The organism is Blautia liquoris, assembly GCF_015159595.1.
Classification (GTDB): domain Bacteria; phylum Bacillota; class Clostridia; order Lachnospirales; family Lachnospiraceae; genus Novisyntrophococcus; species Novisyntrophococcus liquoris.
Genome location: NZ_CP063304.1, coordinates 1,624,116 through 1,639,530, shown reverse-complemented (window position 1 = coordinate 1,639,530; position 15,415 = coordinate 1,624,116). Strand labels below are relative to the sequence as shown.

At 40.7% G+C, this 15,415-nt stretch carries 17 protein-coding genes; 14 read left to right on the top strand and 3 right to left on the bottom strand.

Going from position 1 to position 15,415, the window contains the following annotated elements:
- Positions 1-3: 3 nt before the first annotated feature.
- Complete coding sequence (locus INP51_RS07525) at positions 4-417, top strand: GerW family sporulation protein (RefSeq protein WP_193737071.1); 414 nt, start codon at positions 4-6, stop codon at positions 415-417.
- 294 nt (positions 418-711) lie between these two features.
- Here INP51_RS07525 and rpmB read toward each other — a convergent pair whose 3' ends face one another.
- Complete coding sequence (gene rpmB / locus INP51_RS07520; RefSeq protein ID WP_193737070.1) at positions 712-897, bottom strand: 50S ribosomal protein L28; 186 nt, start codon at positions 895-897, stop codon at positions 712-714.
- Between the two features lie 195 nt (positions 898-1,092).
- Here rpmB and INP51_RS07515 point away from each other — a divergent pair, with 195 nt between their 5' ends.
- Genes INP51_RS07515 through recG form a run of 3 tightly spaced genes read left to right on the top strand, consistent with a single transcriptional unit; the run spans position 1,093 to position 5,216 of the window.
- Positions 1,093-1,449, top strand: a complete 357-nt coding sequence (locus tag INP51_RS07515) for an Asp23/Gls24 family envelope stress response protein (protein ID WP_193737069.1) — start codon at positions 1,093-1,095, stop codon at positions 1,447-1,449.
- A 20-nt stretch (positions 1,450-1,469) separates the two neighbouring features.
- Positions 1,470-3,137, top strand: a complete 1,668-nt coding sequence (locus INP51_RS07510; protein WP_230406913.1) for a DAK2 domain-containing protein — start codon at positions 1,470-1,472, stop codon at positions 3,135-3,137.
- A gap of 18 nt (positions 3,138-3,155) precedes the next feature.
- Positions 3,156-5,216, top strand: coding sequence for an ATP-dependent DNA helicase RecG (recG, locus tag INP51_RS07505; RefSeq protein WP_193737068.1), 2,061 nt, complete (start codon positions 3,156-3,158; stop codon positions 5,214-5,216).
- A 130-nt stretch (positions 5,217-5,346) separates the two neighbouring features.
- Here the strand turns inward: recG and INP51_RS07500 are convergent, their stop codons facing one another.
- Positions 5,347-5,571 (bottom strand): alpha/beta-type small acid-soluble spore protein, encoded by a 225-nt coding sequence (locus INP51_RS07500; protein WP_193737067.1) that lies wholly within the window; start codon positions 5,569-5,571, stop codon positions 5,347-5,349.
- A gap of 225 nt (positions 5,572-5,796) precedes the next feature.
- On the opposite strand from INP51_RS07500, the gene INP51_RS07495 reads away from it, so the two are divergent.
- The 4 genes from INP51_RS07495 to INP51_RS07480 are packed head-to-tail and all read left to right on the top strand — an operon-like array spanning position 5,797 to position 7,943.
- Positions 5,797-6,198: a methylglyoxal synthase gene (locus INP51_RS07495; RefSeq protein ID WP_193737066.1), complete on the top strand. Its 402-nt coding sequence runs from the start codon at positions 5,797-5,799 to the stop codon at positions 6,196-6,198.
- A 38-nt stretch (positions 6,199-6,236) separates the two neighbouring features.
- On the top strand, positions 6,237-6,788 hold the full coding sequence (gene rsmD / locus INP51_RS07490; RefSeq protein WP_193737065.1) for a 16S rRNA (guanine(966)-N(2))-methyltransferase RsmD: 552 nt from the start codon (positions 6,237-6,239) through the stop codon (positions 6,786-6,788).
- Between the two features lie 9 nt (positions 6,789-6,797).
- Complete coding sequence (gene coaD, locus INP51_RS07485; protein WP_193737064.1) at positions 6,798-7,286, top strand: pantetheine-phosphate adenylyltransferase; 489 nt, start codon at positions 6,798-6,800, stop codon at positions 7,284-7,286.
- Between the two features lie 24 nt (positions 7,287-7,310).
- The gene (locus INP51_RS07480; RefSeq protein WP_193737063.1) at positions 7,311-7,943 is read left to right on the top strand and encodes an ATP synthase subunit B family protein; all 633 of its coding nucleotides are present in this window, start codon (positions 7,311-7,313) and stop codon (positions 7,941-7,943) included.
- On the opposite strand, the gene INP51_RS07475 is transcribed toward INP51_RS07480, so the two are convergent.
- Entirely contained in the window at positions 7,923-8,678 is a 756-nt protein-coding gene (locus INP51_RS07475; protein WP_193737062.1) for a sporulation protein, read from the bottom strand. The two genes, INP51_RS07480 and INP51_RS07475, sit on opposite strands and share 21 nt — an antisense overlap.
- 317 nt (positions 8,679-8,995) lie before the next feature.
- Between INP51_RS07475 and INP51_RS07470 the strand changes: the two genes are divergently transcribed.
- Genes INP51_RS07470 through lepB form a run of 6 tightly spaced genes read left to right on the top strand, consistent with a single transcriptional unit; the run spans position 8,996 to position 15,412 of the window.
- A complete protein-coding gene (locus tag INP51_RS07470; RefSeq protein ID WP_193737061.1) occupies positions 8,996-10,450 on the top strand; it encodes an aminoacyl-histidine dipeptidase in 1,455 nt (484 codons plus the stop codon).
- An 18-nt stretch (positions 10,451-10,468) separates the two neighbouring features.
- Positions 10,469-11,281, top strand: coding sequence for a GTP pyrophosphokinase (locus tag INP51_RS07465; RefSeq protein ID WP_193737060.1), 813 nt, complete (start codon positions 10,469-10,471; stop codon positions 11,279-11,281).
- A 2-nt stretch (positions 11,282-11,283) separates the two neighbouring features.
- On the top strand, positions 11,284-12,009 hold the full coding sequence (locus tag INP51_RS07460; protein ID WP_193737059.1) for a pseudouridine synthase: 726 nt from the start codon (positions 11,284-11,286) through the stop codon (positions 12,007-12,009).
- A gap of 4 nt (positions 12,010-12,013) precedes the next feature.
- Complete coding sequence (locus tag INP51_RS07455) at positions 12,014-13,885, top strand: YgiQ family radical SAM protein (RefSeq protein ID WP_193737293.1); 1,872 nt, start codon at positions 12,014-12,016, stop codon at positions 13,883-13,885.
- Complete coding sequence (locus INP51_RS07450) at positions 13,839-14,852, top strand: RluA family pseudouridine synthase (RefSeq protein ID WP_193737058.1); 1,014 nt, start codon at positions 13,839-13,841, stop codon at positions 14,850-14,852. Before INP51_RS07455 ends, INP51_RS07450 begins: the two co-directional genes overlap by 47 nt.
- Positions 14,849-15,412, top strand: coding sequence for a signal peptidase I (gene lepB / locus INP51_RS07445; RefSeq protein ID WP_193737057.1), 564 nt, complete (start codon positions 14,849-14,851; stop codon positions 15,410-15,412). Before INP51_RS07450 ends, lepB begins: the two co-directional genes overlap by 4 nt.
- The last annotated feature ends 3 nt before the right edge of the window (positions 15,413-15,415 follow it).

Genomic DNA, 15,415 nt, shown 5'->3' with positions numbered 1-15,415 from the left:
TTCATGGCAGAAAATAATAACAAAAATAGTTTTCAGAGCACGGTAGAAGCCTTATTTAAAGGCATGGACAACTTTATCACCACGAAGACAGTCGTGGGGGATGCAATTCATATTGGCGATAATATTATCCTTCCGCTGGTAGATGTTTCATTTGGTGTGGGCGCCGGTGCTTTTTCTGAAAATGCAAAAAATAACGGAGGCGGCGGACTTGGTGGGAAAATCTCCCCCAGTGCTATATTAGTGATCAATAAAAACGGAACAAAACTGGTGAATGTTAAAAATCAGGATGCTGTCACTAAAATTTTGGATATGGCCCCTGATATTATAGACCGATTTAAAAATAAAGATCAGGAAGATACGTATACGGACGAGGAGGTAGAGCATATACTAAAACAAGGAAAGAAAGAACAGGAGTAATGCTTTTTGAACCGTATCATCGGTTTTATGATGTTTTGGATAGGAATTGGAATGGTAATCGGACTGCTGATACGCAGTGAACTACTTGTACTCATAATGGCAGCATTATTGCTCCTGATAGGTTACAATTTGTTCTGTTGCTGAAAAAATGCAGATTCATACTGACTGACCGTTTGCTTTCCTTCTGATAAGTCAGACGAAAATAAGGTGCCTACAGTATGTATGGCACCTTTGTTATTATGCTTTTTCATGCGAGCATGAAATGCACAACCTTATGCTCTTGTTAAATAACAACTATGCTCGTTCTACTTTTCCGGATTTCAGACAAGAAGTACAAACATACATCCTCTGAGGAACACCGTTAACCTTTGCCTTAACAGATTTAACGTTAGATTTCCACATTTTGTTTGATCTTCTATGTGAATGACTTACATTGTTACCGAAATGAGCACCTTTACCACAAACAGCACACTTAGCCATGCTCCGCACCTCCTTGCTCTTTCAAATTCGTCTAATGATTTCAGACTCACAACATAGTTTATTCTAACAGAATTTAAAATCTTTTGCAAGATAAAAAAAACCTTTTCGATTGGTTTTTTCATTTTTGCTTTCATTTTCTGCCGAAATCGGTTATACTTATAACAAATCTATAAGGAATTGGAGGTTTCATAAGACATGAAAGGTCGTATGAATACAGGATTAGGTGAAGTTGTAATTGATCCGGATGTCATAGCAACCTATGCCGGAAGCGTGGCGGTTGAGTGTTTTGGTATTGTCGGTATGGCGGCCGTTAACATGAAAGATGGGTTGGTAAAACTCTTAAAAAAAGATAATTTAAAACACGGAATTGATGTTACCATAGAGGATAATAAAATATCTCTTGAATTCCACGTGATTGTCGCGTATGGAGTCAGCATATCGGCTGTAACAGATAATCTGATAAGTAATGTAAAATATAAAGTCGAAGAATTTACCGGTATGGATATAGAAAAGATCCGCATTTTGGTGGAAGGCGTACGCGTCATTGACTGATTTAAGGAGGAAAACTTGTAGTGTCTACAGATAAGATTAATGCCGAACTATTTGCAAAGATGTTTTTGGCAGGTGCAAAGAATCTTGAGGTGAAAAAAGAATGGATCAATGAATTGAATGTATTCCCCGTTCCGGACGGAGATACCGGTACGAACATGACCATGACGATCCTTTCTGCAGTAAAGGAGGTAACCAGTCTAACAGATATATCGATGAGTGCTCTTGCAAAGGCTATTTCATCCGGTTCTCTTCGAGGCGCCCGTGGAAATTCAGGTGTGATACTATCACAGCTTTTACGTGGCCTTACCAGGGTAATTCGCGATTATGATGAGATTGATGTTGTCACAATCGCCTCCGCTATGGAGCGAGCAGTGGATACCGCCTATAAAGCGGTCATGAAACCAAAGGAAGGCACAATTCTCACAGTTGCCCGTGATGCAGCCATGAAAGCCAGGGCTCTTGCTGATGAATCTGCTGATACTATCACTTTGGCAGAGTTTCTCACAGAAGTGGTATCATGTGCTCAGAATACACTTGAGCGAACCCCGGATATGCTGCCTGTGTTAAAAGAGGCTGGTGTGGTTGATTCCGGCGGTCAGGGACTTGTCACCATCTTAGAAGGTGCCTGCGATGCATTCATGGGAAAGGAAATCAATCTGACTTTTGAGACTCCTGATAAAGAAAAGACCAGTATAAAAGTCACAAAAAAGACAGAAAAAGAAATTAAATTCGGGTATTGCACGGAATTTATTATTATATTAGAGCATGCAGCATCAAAAGAAAAGCTTTCTGCATTGAAAGAATTCTTAAATGCCATCGGTGATTCCATTGTTTTCGTTGCTGACGATGAGATGATAAAGGTTCATGTACATACGAATGAACCTGGAAGAGCACTTACGAAGGCACTGACATTTGGATCATTGTCAAAAATCAAAATTGACAATATGAGAGAAGAGCATCAGGAGATTCTCTTCAAAAATGCTGAAAAGCTCTCGTCCAAACAAAATAATATCAATAACAATCCAAAAAAAGAAGTTGGCTTTGTTGCGGTTTCAGCGGGAGATGGTTTTGCAGATATTTTTCGTGGGTTAGGTGTTGATTATCTGATCGAGGGCGGTCAGACAATGAATCCAAGTACAGAAGATGTGTTGGATGCAGTCAGACAGGTTCCCGCAAAAAATATATTTATCTATCCAAATAATAAGAATATCATACTTGCGGCAAATCAGGCCAGCCACCTGTGTAACGATAAGAATCTTATCGTTATCCCGACGACGACGATTCCTCAGGGTATTACGGCTATTATCAACTATGTTGTGGATAAGAGCGTTGAAGAAAACACAAAAGAGATGGAGTCTGTTATCCATTCAGTCAAAACTGGGCAGATTACTTTTGCGGTCCGAGATACAAATATTGATGGCAGAGAGATTCACAAAGGAGATATCATGGGACTCTCTGACAAGGGTATTCTTTCTGTGGGAAGTGATATCTCAACTGTTGCAAAAGAATGCATTATAAATATGATGGAAGGCGACTCCGAACTGATCAGTATCTATTATGGAAAAGATTTTTCTAAGAATAAAGCTGAGAAAATTGCTGCCTGGGCCGAGAAGGAATATCCCGACTGTGATGTGGAAGTGAACGCCGGAGGGCAGCCAGTTTATTATTGTATTCTCTCTGTGGAATAATCAATAAAGTGAAGTAATATGAAGACAGAAGACTCAATACGCAGTTTAAAAGGAATCGGAGAGAAAACCGAGAAATTATTCAACAAACTAGGTGTTTCGACACTTGGACAGCTTTTACACTATTATCCACGTGATTACGATTCATATGGCGAACCTGTTCTTATCAGGAATATGAAGATAAATCAAAAGCAATCCATCTCGGCCGTTTTGACAAAGAATCCTGAGAGCAAAAGGCTTCAAGCCAAAACCATTACCACAGTTATTCTGACGGATGGCGGCAACCGGCTTGCACTTACATGGTTTAACATGCCTTTTTTAAGGAATACTTTAAAAAAGGGTGGTCGATATATATTTCGAGGAACAATTCGGGAAAAAAGGGGCGTGATCCAGATGGATCAGCCGGAGATTTTCACAGATTCTGTGTATGAAGATGTGAGAGGTCGTCTGATGCCGATTTATGCACGGACCGGAGGACTTTCAAACAAGACGATATCAAAAACTGTACGTGCATTGCTCGATGAAAAGCTTCTGGAAACAGAATATCTTCCGGAAGATATCAGGATTCGTTTTCAGCTTTCAGAGATTAATTATTCAATTGAACAGATTCATTTTCCGGATAGCCTAAAAAGTATGGAAGCCGCGAGAAGAAGACTGGTATTTGATGAATTTTTCTTTTTCCTCATGATGATTGCAAGGATGAAAGAGTCAAAGGATAGCCGCAAAAGCAACTGGAAACTAAACGAGGTCTGGACGACGGAAAAAGTAATTGAAAATCTGCCTTACCAACTGACGAATGCGCAGCTCCGTGTCTGGAATGAAATTGAATGTGATTTAAAAGGACATGTCAGGATGTCCCGCTTGATTCAAGGGGATGTCGGAAGCGGTAAGACGATTCTGGCTTTTCTTGCTATGATTATGGCTGCTTCCAACGGCTTCCAGAGTGCTCTTATGGTTCCGACAGAGGTTCTGGCCAGGCAGCATTATGAATCGTTAGTTTCACTACTTGAAAGTAATGGTTTATCGGAGTACTCTCCTGTTCTTTTAACAGGATCGAATACTGCAAAGGAAAAACGGCGGATCTATGCACAGATTGCAGCCGATGAGACGAAGATGATTATCGGAACACATGCGTTAATTCAGGAGAAAGCAGAATATCCAAATCTCGCATTAGTGATAACAGATGAACAGCACAGATTCGGTGTCAGTCAAAGAGAAGCTCTATCTGTAAAGGGTGAACTGCCCCATGTTATGGTTATGAGTGCAACTCCAATTCCCAGAACTCTTGCTATTATGCTGTATGGGGATCTTGATATTTCTGTATTGGACGAGCTTCCGGCAAAACGCCTGCCTGTAAAAAACTGTGTCGTGGATACTGGATATCGAAGGGCCGCCTATCAGCTTATGAGACAGGAAGTTTCGAGAGGTCACCAGGTTTACATTATCTGTCCGATGGTAGAAGAGAGCGAAGGCCTCGATGCAGCAAACGTCACGGACTATACAAAACAGATGCAGCAGGAGTTTGGAGCCGACATCGTTGTAGAAATGCTCCATGGGCAGATGAAACCTAAGATAAAAGATGCGATTATGCAGCGATTCGCCTCAGGGGAGATACAGATTCTGGTTTCCACTACAGTCGTGGAGGTCGGAGTCAATGTGCCGAATGCTACTGTAATGCTTGTAGAAAATTCAGAACGGTTTGGTCTTGCAGGTCTCCATCAGCTTAGAGGACGTGTTGGAAGAGGAAGGTATCAGTCTTTTTGTATTTTTATGCATGGTGACACGAATCCTGAAACAGCGAGGCGTCTTGAAATTCTGAATAAATCAAATGACGGGTTTTATATCGCTGAAGAAGACTTAAAGCTTCGAGGACCCGGTGATTTGTTCGGCATTCGTCAAAGCGGACTGATGGATTTTAAATTAGCTGATATTTTCCAGGATGCTTCAGTCCTAAAAGAGGCAAATCAGGCAGTCATAGATATTCTGGCCGCGGATGAGGATTTATCTCTTCCGGAGCATAGAGAACTAATAACTGCAATCGACAGATATTCTGACAGAAAGTTGAAAGAGATCACTATCTGATTTATTTCCCATACAAGAAAGCCTTGATAATATGATAAAAACCTAGTATGATAAAGTAGGTCAAAAAAGGAGGGCTGCCACAACCTTCCGATTGTGGCAGCCCTCTCGATTTTATACCTGTTACAAGGGTTTAGAACTGACCCTGATTAGATCCGCCACTCATCTGGCGTTCCTGCTGCTCAATCATTTTTTTAACCATATATCCACCAACAGAACCATTCTGTTTGGATGTCAGATTGCCATTATAGCCTTCAGAAAGCGGCACACCAATTTCATTTGCCACCTCATATTTGAATCGGTCTAAAGCTGCCATAGCTTCTGGTACTGCAGTCGTATTAGATGAACGTCTAGCCATTGTTCAAACGCCTCCTTTGTTATATTTATGATTTACTGTTTTTATAACACTTATGTGTTACGCTGATAGTATATGAGAAATTAATAATATTAAACTGGAACTTTTTAGAAGACAAGGAAGTAAGTTACAATCGAGTCATTCATTTATCATCGAATTTAATTGATTAAAATATAGTTATTTGTTATAATCTATGTAATTAAAATTATCCTAAAGGGGCGTTGAAACATGAATATAGGAATTATTGCACACAATAGTAAAAAAACATTAATAGAGGATTTTTGTATTGCTTACAAGGGAATCCTTATGAAACATGAAATTTATGCGACCGGAACAACCGGACGCAGAATTGAAGAAGTTACAAACCTTCATGTTCATAAATTTCTTGCCGGAAGTATTGGCGGAGACAAACAATTTATGGATATGATTGAACGCGGAGATATGGATATGGTAATCTTCTTTTATAATCCGACTATGATCAATCCAAAGGAGCCGGATGTACAGTCGATTATCAGATGCTGTGATCAATATACGATCCCGATTGCTACAAACATCGCGACAGCGGAATCGCTGATACTTGGACTTTCCAGAGGTGATCTGGACTGGAGAGAGCAGCTTCACAAAAATTAAAGCTGCAGATAGAGCATTCAATGAAGGATATATAAAATATGAGAGTAATAGCAGGAAGCCGTAAAAGTCTGCCTCTAAAATCAGTGGATGGTATGAATACCAGACCTACAACAGACAGAGTCAAAGAGACCCTGTTTAATATGATTGGATCAGACCTTGACGGATGCATATTTTTGGATTTGTTTGCCGGCAGCGGCGGAATCGGCATAGAAGCTTTGAGCAGAGGTGCACGTACGTGTTATTTTGTTGAAAAAAACAAAAAGGCAGCAAACTGTATCAGAGATAATCTGAACTTCACAAAACTCGCAGACAGAGGGATTCTTCAAAGAATCGACGTGAAACAGGCGATAGAGAATTTCTCAGATGAGCTGAAATTTGATTTTGTTTTTATGGATCCGCCCTATCATCAGGATCTGGAGAAAGATGTGTTAACTGCGCTGATGAAAAGCGACAATATCACTCCCAAAACCCAGATCATTGTTGAGGCCTCACTGGATACTGACTTTTTCTATGTGAGGACACTGGGGTTTGAAATACAAAAAGAAAAAAAGTATAAGACGAATAAGCATGTTTTCTTAATTCGCCGATAGGAGAATATTATGATAAGAGCTGTATATCCAGGTAGTTTTGACCCTGTAACTTTTGGGCATCTGGATGTGATCCAGCGTGCCGCACAGTTATATGATGAAGTTATTATTGGCGTTTTAAATAATTCTGCAAAAACTCCGTTGTTTTCTACAGAAGAACGTGTTAATATACTAAAGAAAGCTACGAAGAATATTCCTCATGTGTATGTAAAACCTTTTAGTGGATTATCGGTTGATTTTGCCGAGGCATGTGGTGCCAAGGTAATTGTCAGGGGACTTCGTGCAATCACAGATTTTGAATATGAGCTCCAGATGACTCAGACAAACCGAGTGTTAAATCCTGGAGTAGATACTACATTTTTGATCACTTCTCTTCAATATGCCTACTTGAGTTCAACAACCGTTAAAGAGGTAGCATCATTTGGCGGTGATATCTCCAAATTTGTACCTGGTTTCGTTGCAGAAGAATTAATTGAGAAGATGAAAAAAAAGAATGTTTAAAAGCGTAAGATAAGGAGAATTAATATGAGCAGCAGAATTGAGCAGATTATAGAAGAAATTGAGGAATATGTTGAAAGCTGTCGTTATCAGCCTTTATCCACAACTAAGATTGTTGTCAATAAGGAAGAGTTGGAAGAGCTGTTAAGAGAACTGCGTCTCAAAACCCCGGATGAGATTAAGAGATATCAGAAAATCATCAGCAATAAGGATGCAATCCTTGCAGATGCCCAGTCTAAGGCAGACAATATGATTTCGGAAACCCAGGCTAAGGTTCAAGAGATGGTAGGTCAAAGCGAAGTGATGCAGAAAGCTTATGACCAGGCAAATGAGACCATCAACGAGGCGAATGCACAGGCACAGCAGATCATTGACTCTGCTACGCAGGATGCCAATAATATTCGTCTGAGTGCTATTTCATATACAGATGATATGCTTGCTAATCTGTCGACTATTTTGAGTACAACCTTGACTGATACAGGTGAAAAATACAATACATTCATCAGTTCTCTTCAAAGCTGCTACGATGTTGTAAATAAAAATCGCAGTGAACTTGCTCCGCAGGTTTCTCAGTCTTCTTCACAAATTGATGCAGGAGATGAGAATACCGACGGCTATGGAACGGACAGCGATTCTGAATCAGAGGATAATGAAGAGTAATACTAGTACGGACGTCACGGCTGTATTCATAACCTTTCCTTTTACATAAGTTCGTACGTCAAGTCCCGATTCCTGTATGACACAGTTTGTTTGAGCAACTGTTGAGAGTCCGCCAAATGATGTGCAGCACATGATCAGTAAAAATTTCATATTCCAGGAAAGATTGCTGTTATGTATACATACTGCACCGGTCGTAATCTCTGTCACTCCTGCGATAAACGCCTGGAGTGCCGGGAAGGGCATGAGAACTTTTTGAAGCAGAGCTCCATATATTGAAAATATGATAATATAACCGCCAAGACGAGTGATCGTATCAAACCCGTTCATAATAGAAGTGTCAAGGATGGCTCCGGAAAAGCCTGCCATTGACATTTCTTTTTTTATGGGTTCCTTAGATGCAGCGCGAAACCTCTTCTTATATATACGCCATATGATTACAGAAAGGAAAGCAGACCCATAAAGGATACCAAGAACCGGAAGGCGAAGGCTGTCATCCTTAAACGTCTGTAAAACAATATAATTGATAATAAACATAGGACTGGCATGATTAGAAACCATCAAGAGATAATCCGCTTCCTCCCTGTCGATTCTTCCGCTGGCATAAAAATCGGCAGTCAGTTTCGCACCCATGGGAAATCCACAAAAAAAACCCAGGATTAGAGCATATGCTCCATAAGAAGATGTTCCAAGACAAAAACGGCTTACCTTTTGTAACTTCTTCAATAATGATTCCATCAAATTTGTCTGCATCAGAAGTCCAGACAGAATCATGAAAGGTAAAAGGGATGGAAGAACAGTGTTCCACCACAGAAAAACGCCTTCACAGGAGGCATTGAAACTTTCCTTTGGGAAAAGGAATAAAAAAAGAAGTAAAGGTATAAATAATAGACAGAGTACTTTTTTACTCATTCATTACTCCTATATATTTCTTATCCTTATTGTATGCCTGTGTTTTATAACTATTCGCATGAAGCGAAAACCTTGCTTGCAATTTTTTTACAGATGTGTCAAAATAGATTAAAATGATTCTGCAAATATAAAAGGAGGCAGTTATGTCAATATTAGAAGGATTAAAGCCAAAGAGAGTTTTCCATTACTTTGAAAAAATTACACAGATACCTCATGGCTCAGAAAATACAAAACAAATAAGTGATTATCTGGTCGATTTTGCAGCAACACATGGCCTTTCCTATATTCAAGATGAAAGTAATAATGTAATTATCCGCAAAGAAGCCTCTGCCGGTTATGAACATTCCATCGGAGTAATCCTGCAGGGACACTGTGATATGGTCTGCGAGAAAACTGCAGGTTCAGATCACGATTTTAAACACGATCCACTAAAGCTTGAGGTGGATGGCGATTTTATATCTGCTAAGGATACAACACTCGGTGGAGATGACGGAATTGCTGTCGCCTATATGCTGGCAATATTGGAGGATGATTCGATCTCTCATCCGCCACTTGAGTGTGTCTTTACTACAGATGAGGAGATTGGTTTACTGGGTGCGAATGCACTGGATGCTTCTCTGCTGAAAGGAAAAAGAATGATTAATCTCGATTCAGAAGAAGAAGGAAGCATCTGGACATCCTGTGCAGGCGGCATGAGATCCGATTGTGAAATACCAGTGATTCGAGAAAAGGTTCATGGAACCAGTTATGAGGTTGTCATTGATGGTCTCCTGGGCGGGCATTCCGGTTCCGAGATTGATAAAAATCGCGCAAATTCGAATATTCTGCTTGGAAGATTTCTCTTTGGCCTGAGTCAGAGGATGAATTATTCTCTGATAGAAGCCGAAGGCGGCAGCAAGGATAATGCGATTCCGCGCATATCCTCAGCCATGCTTTTGATAGACGAAAAAGAAAGTGAACTTTTGAACTCCTTTGCCAGTCAACTGGAACTACAATTAAAAAAAGAATATGAAAACACAGATGACGGGATATGTATTACCCTTTCGAAGGGAAAAGAAGCCGACTATCATGCTTTGTCACAAATCAGTAGAGAAAAGCTGACATTTTATCTGATGAACGTGCCAAACGGCATACAAAAGATGAGCGGCTCTATTGAAGGACTCGTTGAGACTTCCTGCAATCTTGGCATCTTTCACATGTTCAAAGAAGATGATAATCTACTCGGTTCTCTCAGTGTAAGAAGCTCTGTAGAGAGCGCGAAGGATGCGTTATCGGACAGACTGTGTTATCTCACTGAATTTCTGGGAGGAACTTACAGCACAAGAGGAAGTTATCCGGCCTGGGAATACAGGGAAGATTCATTGCTTCGCGACATTATGGTAAAGGTTTATGAGGATATGTATCAGAAAAAACCACAGGTAGTTGCAATTCATGCAGGCCTTGAGTGTGGTCTCTTCTACGGACGTATTGATGGATTAGACTGTACTTCAATCGGACCGGATCTGACAGATGTTCATACCACCGAGGAGAAGATGTCCATATCATCGGCCGCAAGAGTTTATGAATATCTGCTGAATGTGTTAAAAGAGTTAAAATAAGGTTAGGGTGAGATACGGATGGATATACAATTATGGCATGAAATTTTGGAACCTTATGAACTGGCCGTGCAGGAACTGATTGTGAAGTTCCGTTATCTGATTAAGGAACATCAGCAGCATGGCCAGTATTCACCGATAGAAGCTGTAACCGGCCGTGTCAAGACCGTTTCCAGCATTCTCGAGAAAATGCAGAGGAAAAATATTGCATCGAAAGATCTGGAAGAAGAGGTGGAGGATATTGCTGGAATCCGATTAATCTGCCAGTTTGTAGAAGACATCGATAAAGTCACAGAGTTAATCCGGAAACGTTCCGATATCGAAGTAAAAAGTGAAAAAGACTATATTAGTCATATGAAAGAGAGCGGCTACAGAAGCTACCATCTGATTGTTTATTATATGGTCGAAACTATGAATGGAACAAAGAAAATACAAGTAGAAATTCAGATCCGCACGATGGCCATGGATTTTTGGGCAACCATCGAGCATTCGTTACAATACAAATATAAATCAAATATTCCACAGCATATCAGACAGCGTCTGAGCAATGCGGCCGATGCCATTATATCTCTCGACAATGAAATGTCAACTGTGAGAAATGAGATCATGGATGCTCAGATTTCGTCGCAAATTCAGACAAATCTTGTTGCGGATATTTTGAATGATATTGAAAACCTTTATAAACTTTGCAATAAAAGGGAAGTAGAAAAGATACAAGATGAATTCTATCGCATTTATGCGATGAATGATATTGAACAGCTGAAGAGATTCCATACACAACTCGATATCATCGCTGAGGGTTACCGAGCACAGGCAGTTACTACAGAGGTGTGAGTATGAGTTCTTTGCGTTTGGATAAGTTCCTTTCTGATATGAAGATCGGAACCAGAAGTCAAGTCAAGACCCTGATTCGAAAAGGTCAGATATCGGTAAATGGTACCGTGATTAAATCACCGGAATATAAGGTAACTGAAAAAGACCAAATCATGGCAGGGGATCACCAGGTATTTTATCGGAAATACGAATACCTGATGTTAAATAAACCAGCCGGCGTCGTCTCTGCGACCAAGGATAATCATGATAAAACAGTATTAGATCTAGTTTCGGGTTCTTCACGGGGAGATTTATTCCCTGTGGGACGCCTGGATAGGGATACGGAGGGACTCCTGCTGCTGACAAATGATGGAAAACTGGCGCATGATCTGTTATCACCAAAAAAACATGTGGATAAGGTATATATTGCAATAGTTTCAGGGCATCCGGGGCCGGATGCCACTGCTCTTTTTTTTGAAGGCCTTGATATCGGTGAACGCGATGATACGCTTCCTGCAAAACTTGAAATACTAAATTCGGGTGATAAAAGCCTTACAAGAGTCACTATCCGTGAAGGCCGCTACCATCAGGTCAAGAGAATGTTTGAAACAATTGGATGCAAAGTCCTGTATCTTAAACGTATATCTATGGGAACATTAAACCTGGATGATACACTGTTGCCGGGAGAATGGCGCCCCCTTACAGAAGATGAGGTATCAGAACTTACAATGAGAAGTGAGAGTGAATGAATCAATGAGTTTTTTACCCACAACAAAGAAAGAAATGGAACAGGCAGGTATAAAACAGCTTGATTTCATATATGTAACAGGAGATGCCTATGTAGATCATTCTTCTTTTGGCACTGCCATTATCAGCAGGGTGCTTGAGGCGAATGGTTACCATGTGGGAATTATCGCACAGCCAAACTGGAAGAATGACAAAAGCATAACCATACTAGGAGAACCACAGCTTGGATTTTTGGTTTCGTCCGGAAATATGGATTCAATGGTCAACCATTACACGGTTTCCAGAAAGCATCGCAGTCATGATGCATATTCACCGGGCGGTGTTATGGGACTACGCCCTGACAGAGCTGTGACTGTCTATAGTAATTTAATTCGAAAAACGTATAAGCATACACCCATCATACTGGGAGGAATTGAAGCTAGTCTCAGAAGACTGGCGCATTATGACTATTGGTCTGACTCTCTGAAACGATCTGTTTTACTGGATTCCGGGGCAGATCTGATCTCTTATGGCATGGGAGAACATTCAATTGTAGAGATTGCTGATGCTCTTGCCAGCGGAATCTCCGTCAAGGATTTGTCTTTCATACGTGGTACTGTCTTCAAAACTTCCAGGATTGATTATCTTCAGGATCCCATTTTGCTTCCAGATTATGGATTATTACAGGCAGATAAGAGAAACTATGCGGACAGTTTTCGCGTTCAACACCAAAATACGGATGCACACATATCAAAGATACTGGTAGAAAGTTATGGCAGTCAGGGATATATCGTACAGAATCCGCCTGCCTACCCTCTCACGACGCAGGAGATGGATGACATCTATGACCTCCCATATATGCGTACCTGGCATCCAAAATACGATGCTGCAGGTGGAATCCCGGCTCTGGCTGAAATCAAGTTTTCCCTCACCAGCAACAGAGGCTGTTTTGGGGGCTGTAGTTTTTGTGCACTGAATTTTCATCAGGGACGTGCTGTTCAGACACGAAGCCATGATTCTTTGATTCGTGAAGCAACTTTGATGACGAAAGATCCTGATTTCAAGGGTTATATTCATGATGTTGGAGGTCCTACTGCCAACTTTCGAACTCCCTCATGCCAAAAGCAAAAAAACAGAGGTGTCTGCCCAGACAGACAATGTCTCTTCCCCAGACCCTGTAAGAATTTACAGGTTGATCATACAGATTACGTGAAACTACTCCGTGAGCTTCGCAGCATCCCAAAAGTCAAAAAGGTTTTTATTCGTTCCGGTATTCGCTTTGATTATGTGATGGCTGATTCGTCGGATGATTTTATGAATGAACTGCTGAACTATCACGTCAGCGGACAATTGAGGGTTGCACCGGAACATATTGCTGCCCCAGTACTGAAACTGATGGGAAAACCTGATCATAAAGTTTACGAATCCTTTACAAAAAAGTTTGATGTCCTAAATCAAAAGACAGGCAAGAAGCAGTATGTACTGCCTTATTTCATGTCATCTCATCCCGGATGCAATCTTCGTGAAGCTGTGGAACTGGCTGAATATATCCGGGACATGGGCTTTAATCCGGAGCAGGCGCAGGATTTTTATCCTACACCCTCCACGCTTTCCACTTGTATGTACTATACAGGACTCAACCCTCTGACGATGAGAGAGGTGTATGTGCCGATTCATCCACATGAAAAAGCCATGCAAAGAGCGCTAATTCAATATAAGAATCCGAAAAATTATGAACTGGTAAAAGAGGCGTTGATACGCACGGGAAGAGAAGACTTAATCGGTTTCGATTCAAAATGTCTGATCCGGCCTCGTGATATACATGCGCACAGCAATAAAATAGGAAAACGTCATGAGAGAACTCACAGTAAAAAAAGAAGAAGCAAAACAACGATTTGATAAATATCTGGTCCGATATCTCCAAAATACAGGAATTGGATTTATTTACCGAATGCTCAGGAAAAAAAATATAACCTTAAACGGAAAAAAAGCCAAAGGTAATGAAGTCCTGAAAGAGGGAGATATCATTCGTCTGTTTCTATCAGACGAAACGGTATACAAGTTTCAAAACGGCAGGTTTGAAGATCAGTTTCCTGTTGCAGATCATATGAAAGTCATCTTTGAAAATAATCAGATTCTTGCGGTTAACAAGCCGGCTGGCATGCTCTCGCAGAAGGCAGAGTCAAAGGACGTATCAGCAAATGAATATGTCCTGGGATATCTGATTTCTTCCGGACAAATGACAACAGATGATTTTTATAGCTATCGGCCCGGAATCTGTAACCGCCTGGACAGAAACACTAGTGGTGTGCTTCTGGCTGCCAAGACACTTCCAGCTGCCAGACTGATGTCTGATTTGATAAAAACACACAGTCTTGAAAAGTATTATCTGACAATCGTTCAGGGTGTTATAAAGACAAAATGTCAGGTAAGTGCTTATATAAAAAAAGATCCTTCTGCAAATAAAGTCCAAGTTAAACCTTTTTACTTTGACGGCTCACAAAAAATCGAGACAGCTTATGATCCCGTGATTTCTCATAATGATCTGACATTCTTGAGGGTACGGTTGATTACCGGGAAAACGCATCAGATTAGAGCTCATCTCGCCTATCTCGGCCATCCTGTGATCGGAGATATTAAATACGGGAATAGAAAATTAGATGAATACTACAAAGGTACCTACGGGCTGAAGCATCAATTGCTGCATGCCCATCAGATTTATTTTCCTAAGCAGGGAGAAATACCTGCTGATTTGTCTGGGGTCTGCATCGAGGCACCACTGCCGGATTTGTTTTTCCAAATTCTTAAAGATAACGGTCTGACAGACACTTTGACATTAAATTCGGAAGAAAGGACCCGCATATGAACAACAAAAAGAAAAAAAAGAAAACGAAAAAGGATTCTATGGCAAGGGAAATCTGGGAATATGTAAAACTAATTCTGATCGTGGTAGTAGTCATGACGCTTTTGCAGAAATATGTAATGATTAATGCCGAAATACCATCAGAATCTATGGAAGATAATATCATGGTTGGAGACCGCATCTTTGGAAACAGATTGGCATATAAAAAAACGAATCCAAAAAGATTTGACGTTGTGATCTTCAAGTACCCGGATGATGAGAAACAGTACTTTATCAAAAGAGTCATTGGTCTGCCGGGAGAAACCGTTGACGTCGTCGAGGGAAAGGTATTTATCGATGGTGCAGATACTCCCTTAGATGATAGTTTCTGCAAGGAAACACCTCTGGGTATCAAAGACGGACATTTTGAGATTCCGGCCGATTCTTTCTTTATGCTTGGTGACAACCGAAATCATTCCAGAGATTCACGGTACTGGAATCATCCCTATGTCGCAAAGGATAAAATATTGGCAAAAGCATCCATAAGATACTGGCCGTTCAACAGAATTTCATTGATTAAGTAGGAG

Bases quoted from the DNA above. Each gene is read 5' to 3' on its own strand.
- INP51_RS07525 (WP_193737071.1), top strand. From the start codon at position 4: ATGGCAGAAAATAATAACAAAAATAGTTTTCAGAGCACGGTAGAAGCC.
- rpmB (WP_193737070.1), bottom strand. From the start codon at position 897: ATGGCTAAGTGTGCTGTTTGTGGTAAAGGTGCTCATTTCGGTAACAAT.
- INP51_RS07515 (WP_193737069.1), top strand. From the start codon at position 1,093: ATGAAAGGTCGTATGAATACAGGATTAGGTGAAGTTGTAATTGATCCG.
- recG (WP_193737068.1), top strand. From the start codon at position 3,156: ATGAAGACAGAAGACTCAATACGCAGTTTAAAAGGAATCGGAGAGAAA.
- INP51_RS07500 (WP_193737067.1), bottom strand. From the start codon at position 5,571: ATGGCTAGACGTTCATCTAATACGACTGCAGTACCAGAAGCTATGGCA.
- INP51_RS07495 (WP_193737066.1), top strand. From the start codon at position 5,797: ATGAATATAGGAATTATTGCACACAATAGTAAAAAAACATTAATAGAG.
- rsmD (WP_193737065.1), top strand. From the start codon at position 6,237: ATGAGAGTAATAGCAGGAAGCCGTAAAAGTCTGCCTCTAAAATCAGTG.
- coaD (WP_193737064.1), top strand. From the start codon at position 6,798: ATGATAAGAGCTGTATATCCAGGTAGTTTTGACCCTGTAACTTTTGGG.
- INP51_RS07480 (WP_193737063.1), top strand. From the start codon at position 7,311: ATGAGCAGCAGAATTGAGCAGATTATAGAAGAAATTGAGGAATATGTT.
- INP51_RS07475 (WP_193737062.1), bottom strand. From the start codon at position 8,678: ATGGAATCATTATTGAAGAAGTTACAAAAGGTAAGCCGTTTTTGTCTT.
- INP51_RS07470 (WP_193737061.1), top strand. From the start codon at position 8,996: ATGTCAATATTAGAAGGATTAAAGCCAAAGAGAGTTTTCCATTACTTT.
- INP51_RS07465 (WP_193737060.1), top strand. From the start codon at position 10,469: ATGGATATACAATTATGGCATGAAATTTTGGAACCTTATGAACTGGCC.
- INP51_RS07460 (WP_193737059.1), top strand. From the start codon at position 11,284: ATGAGTTCTTTGCGTTTGGATAAGTTCCTTTCTGATATGAAGATCGGA.
- INP51_RS07455 (WP_193737293.1), top strand. From the start codon at position 12,014: ATGAGTTTTTTACCCACAACAAAGAAAGAAATGGAACAGGCAGGTATA.
- INP51_RS07450 (WP_193737058.1), top strand. From the start codon at position 13,839: ATGAGAGAACTCACAGTAAAAAAAGAAGAAGCAAAACAACGATTTGAT.
- lepB (WP_193737057.1), top strand. From the start codon at position 14,849: ATGAACAACAAAAAGAAAAAAAAGAAAACGAAAAAGGATTCTATGGCA.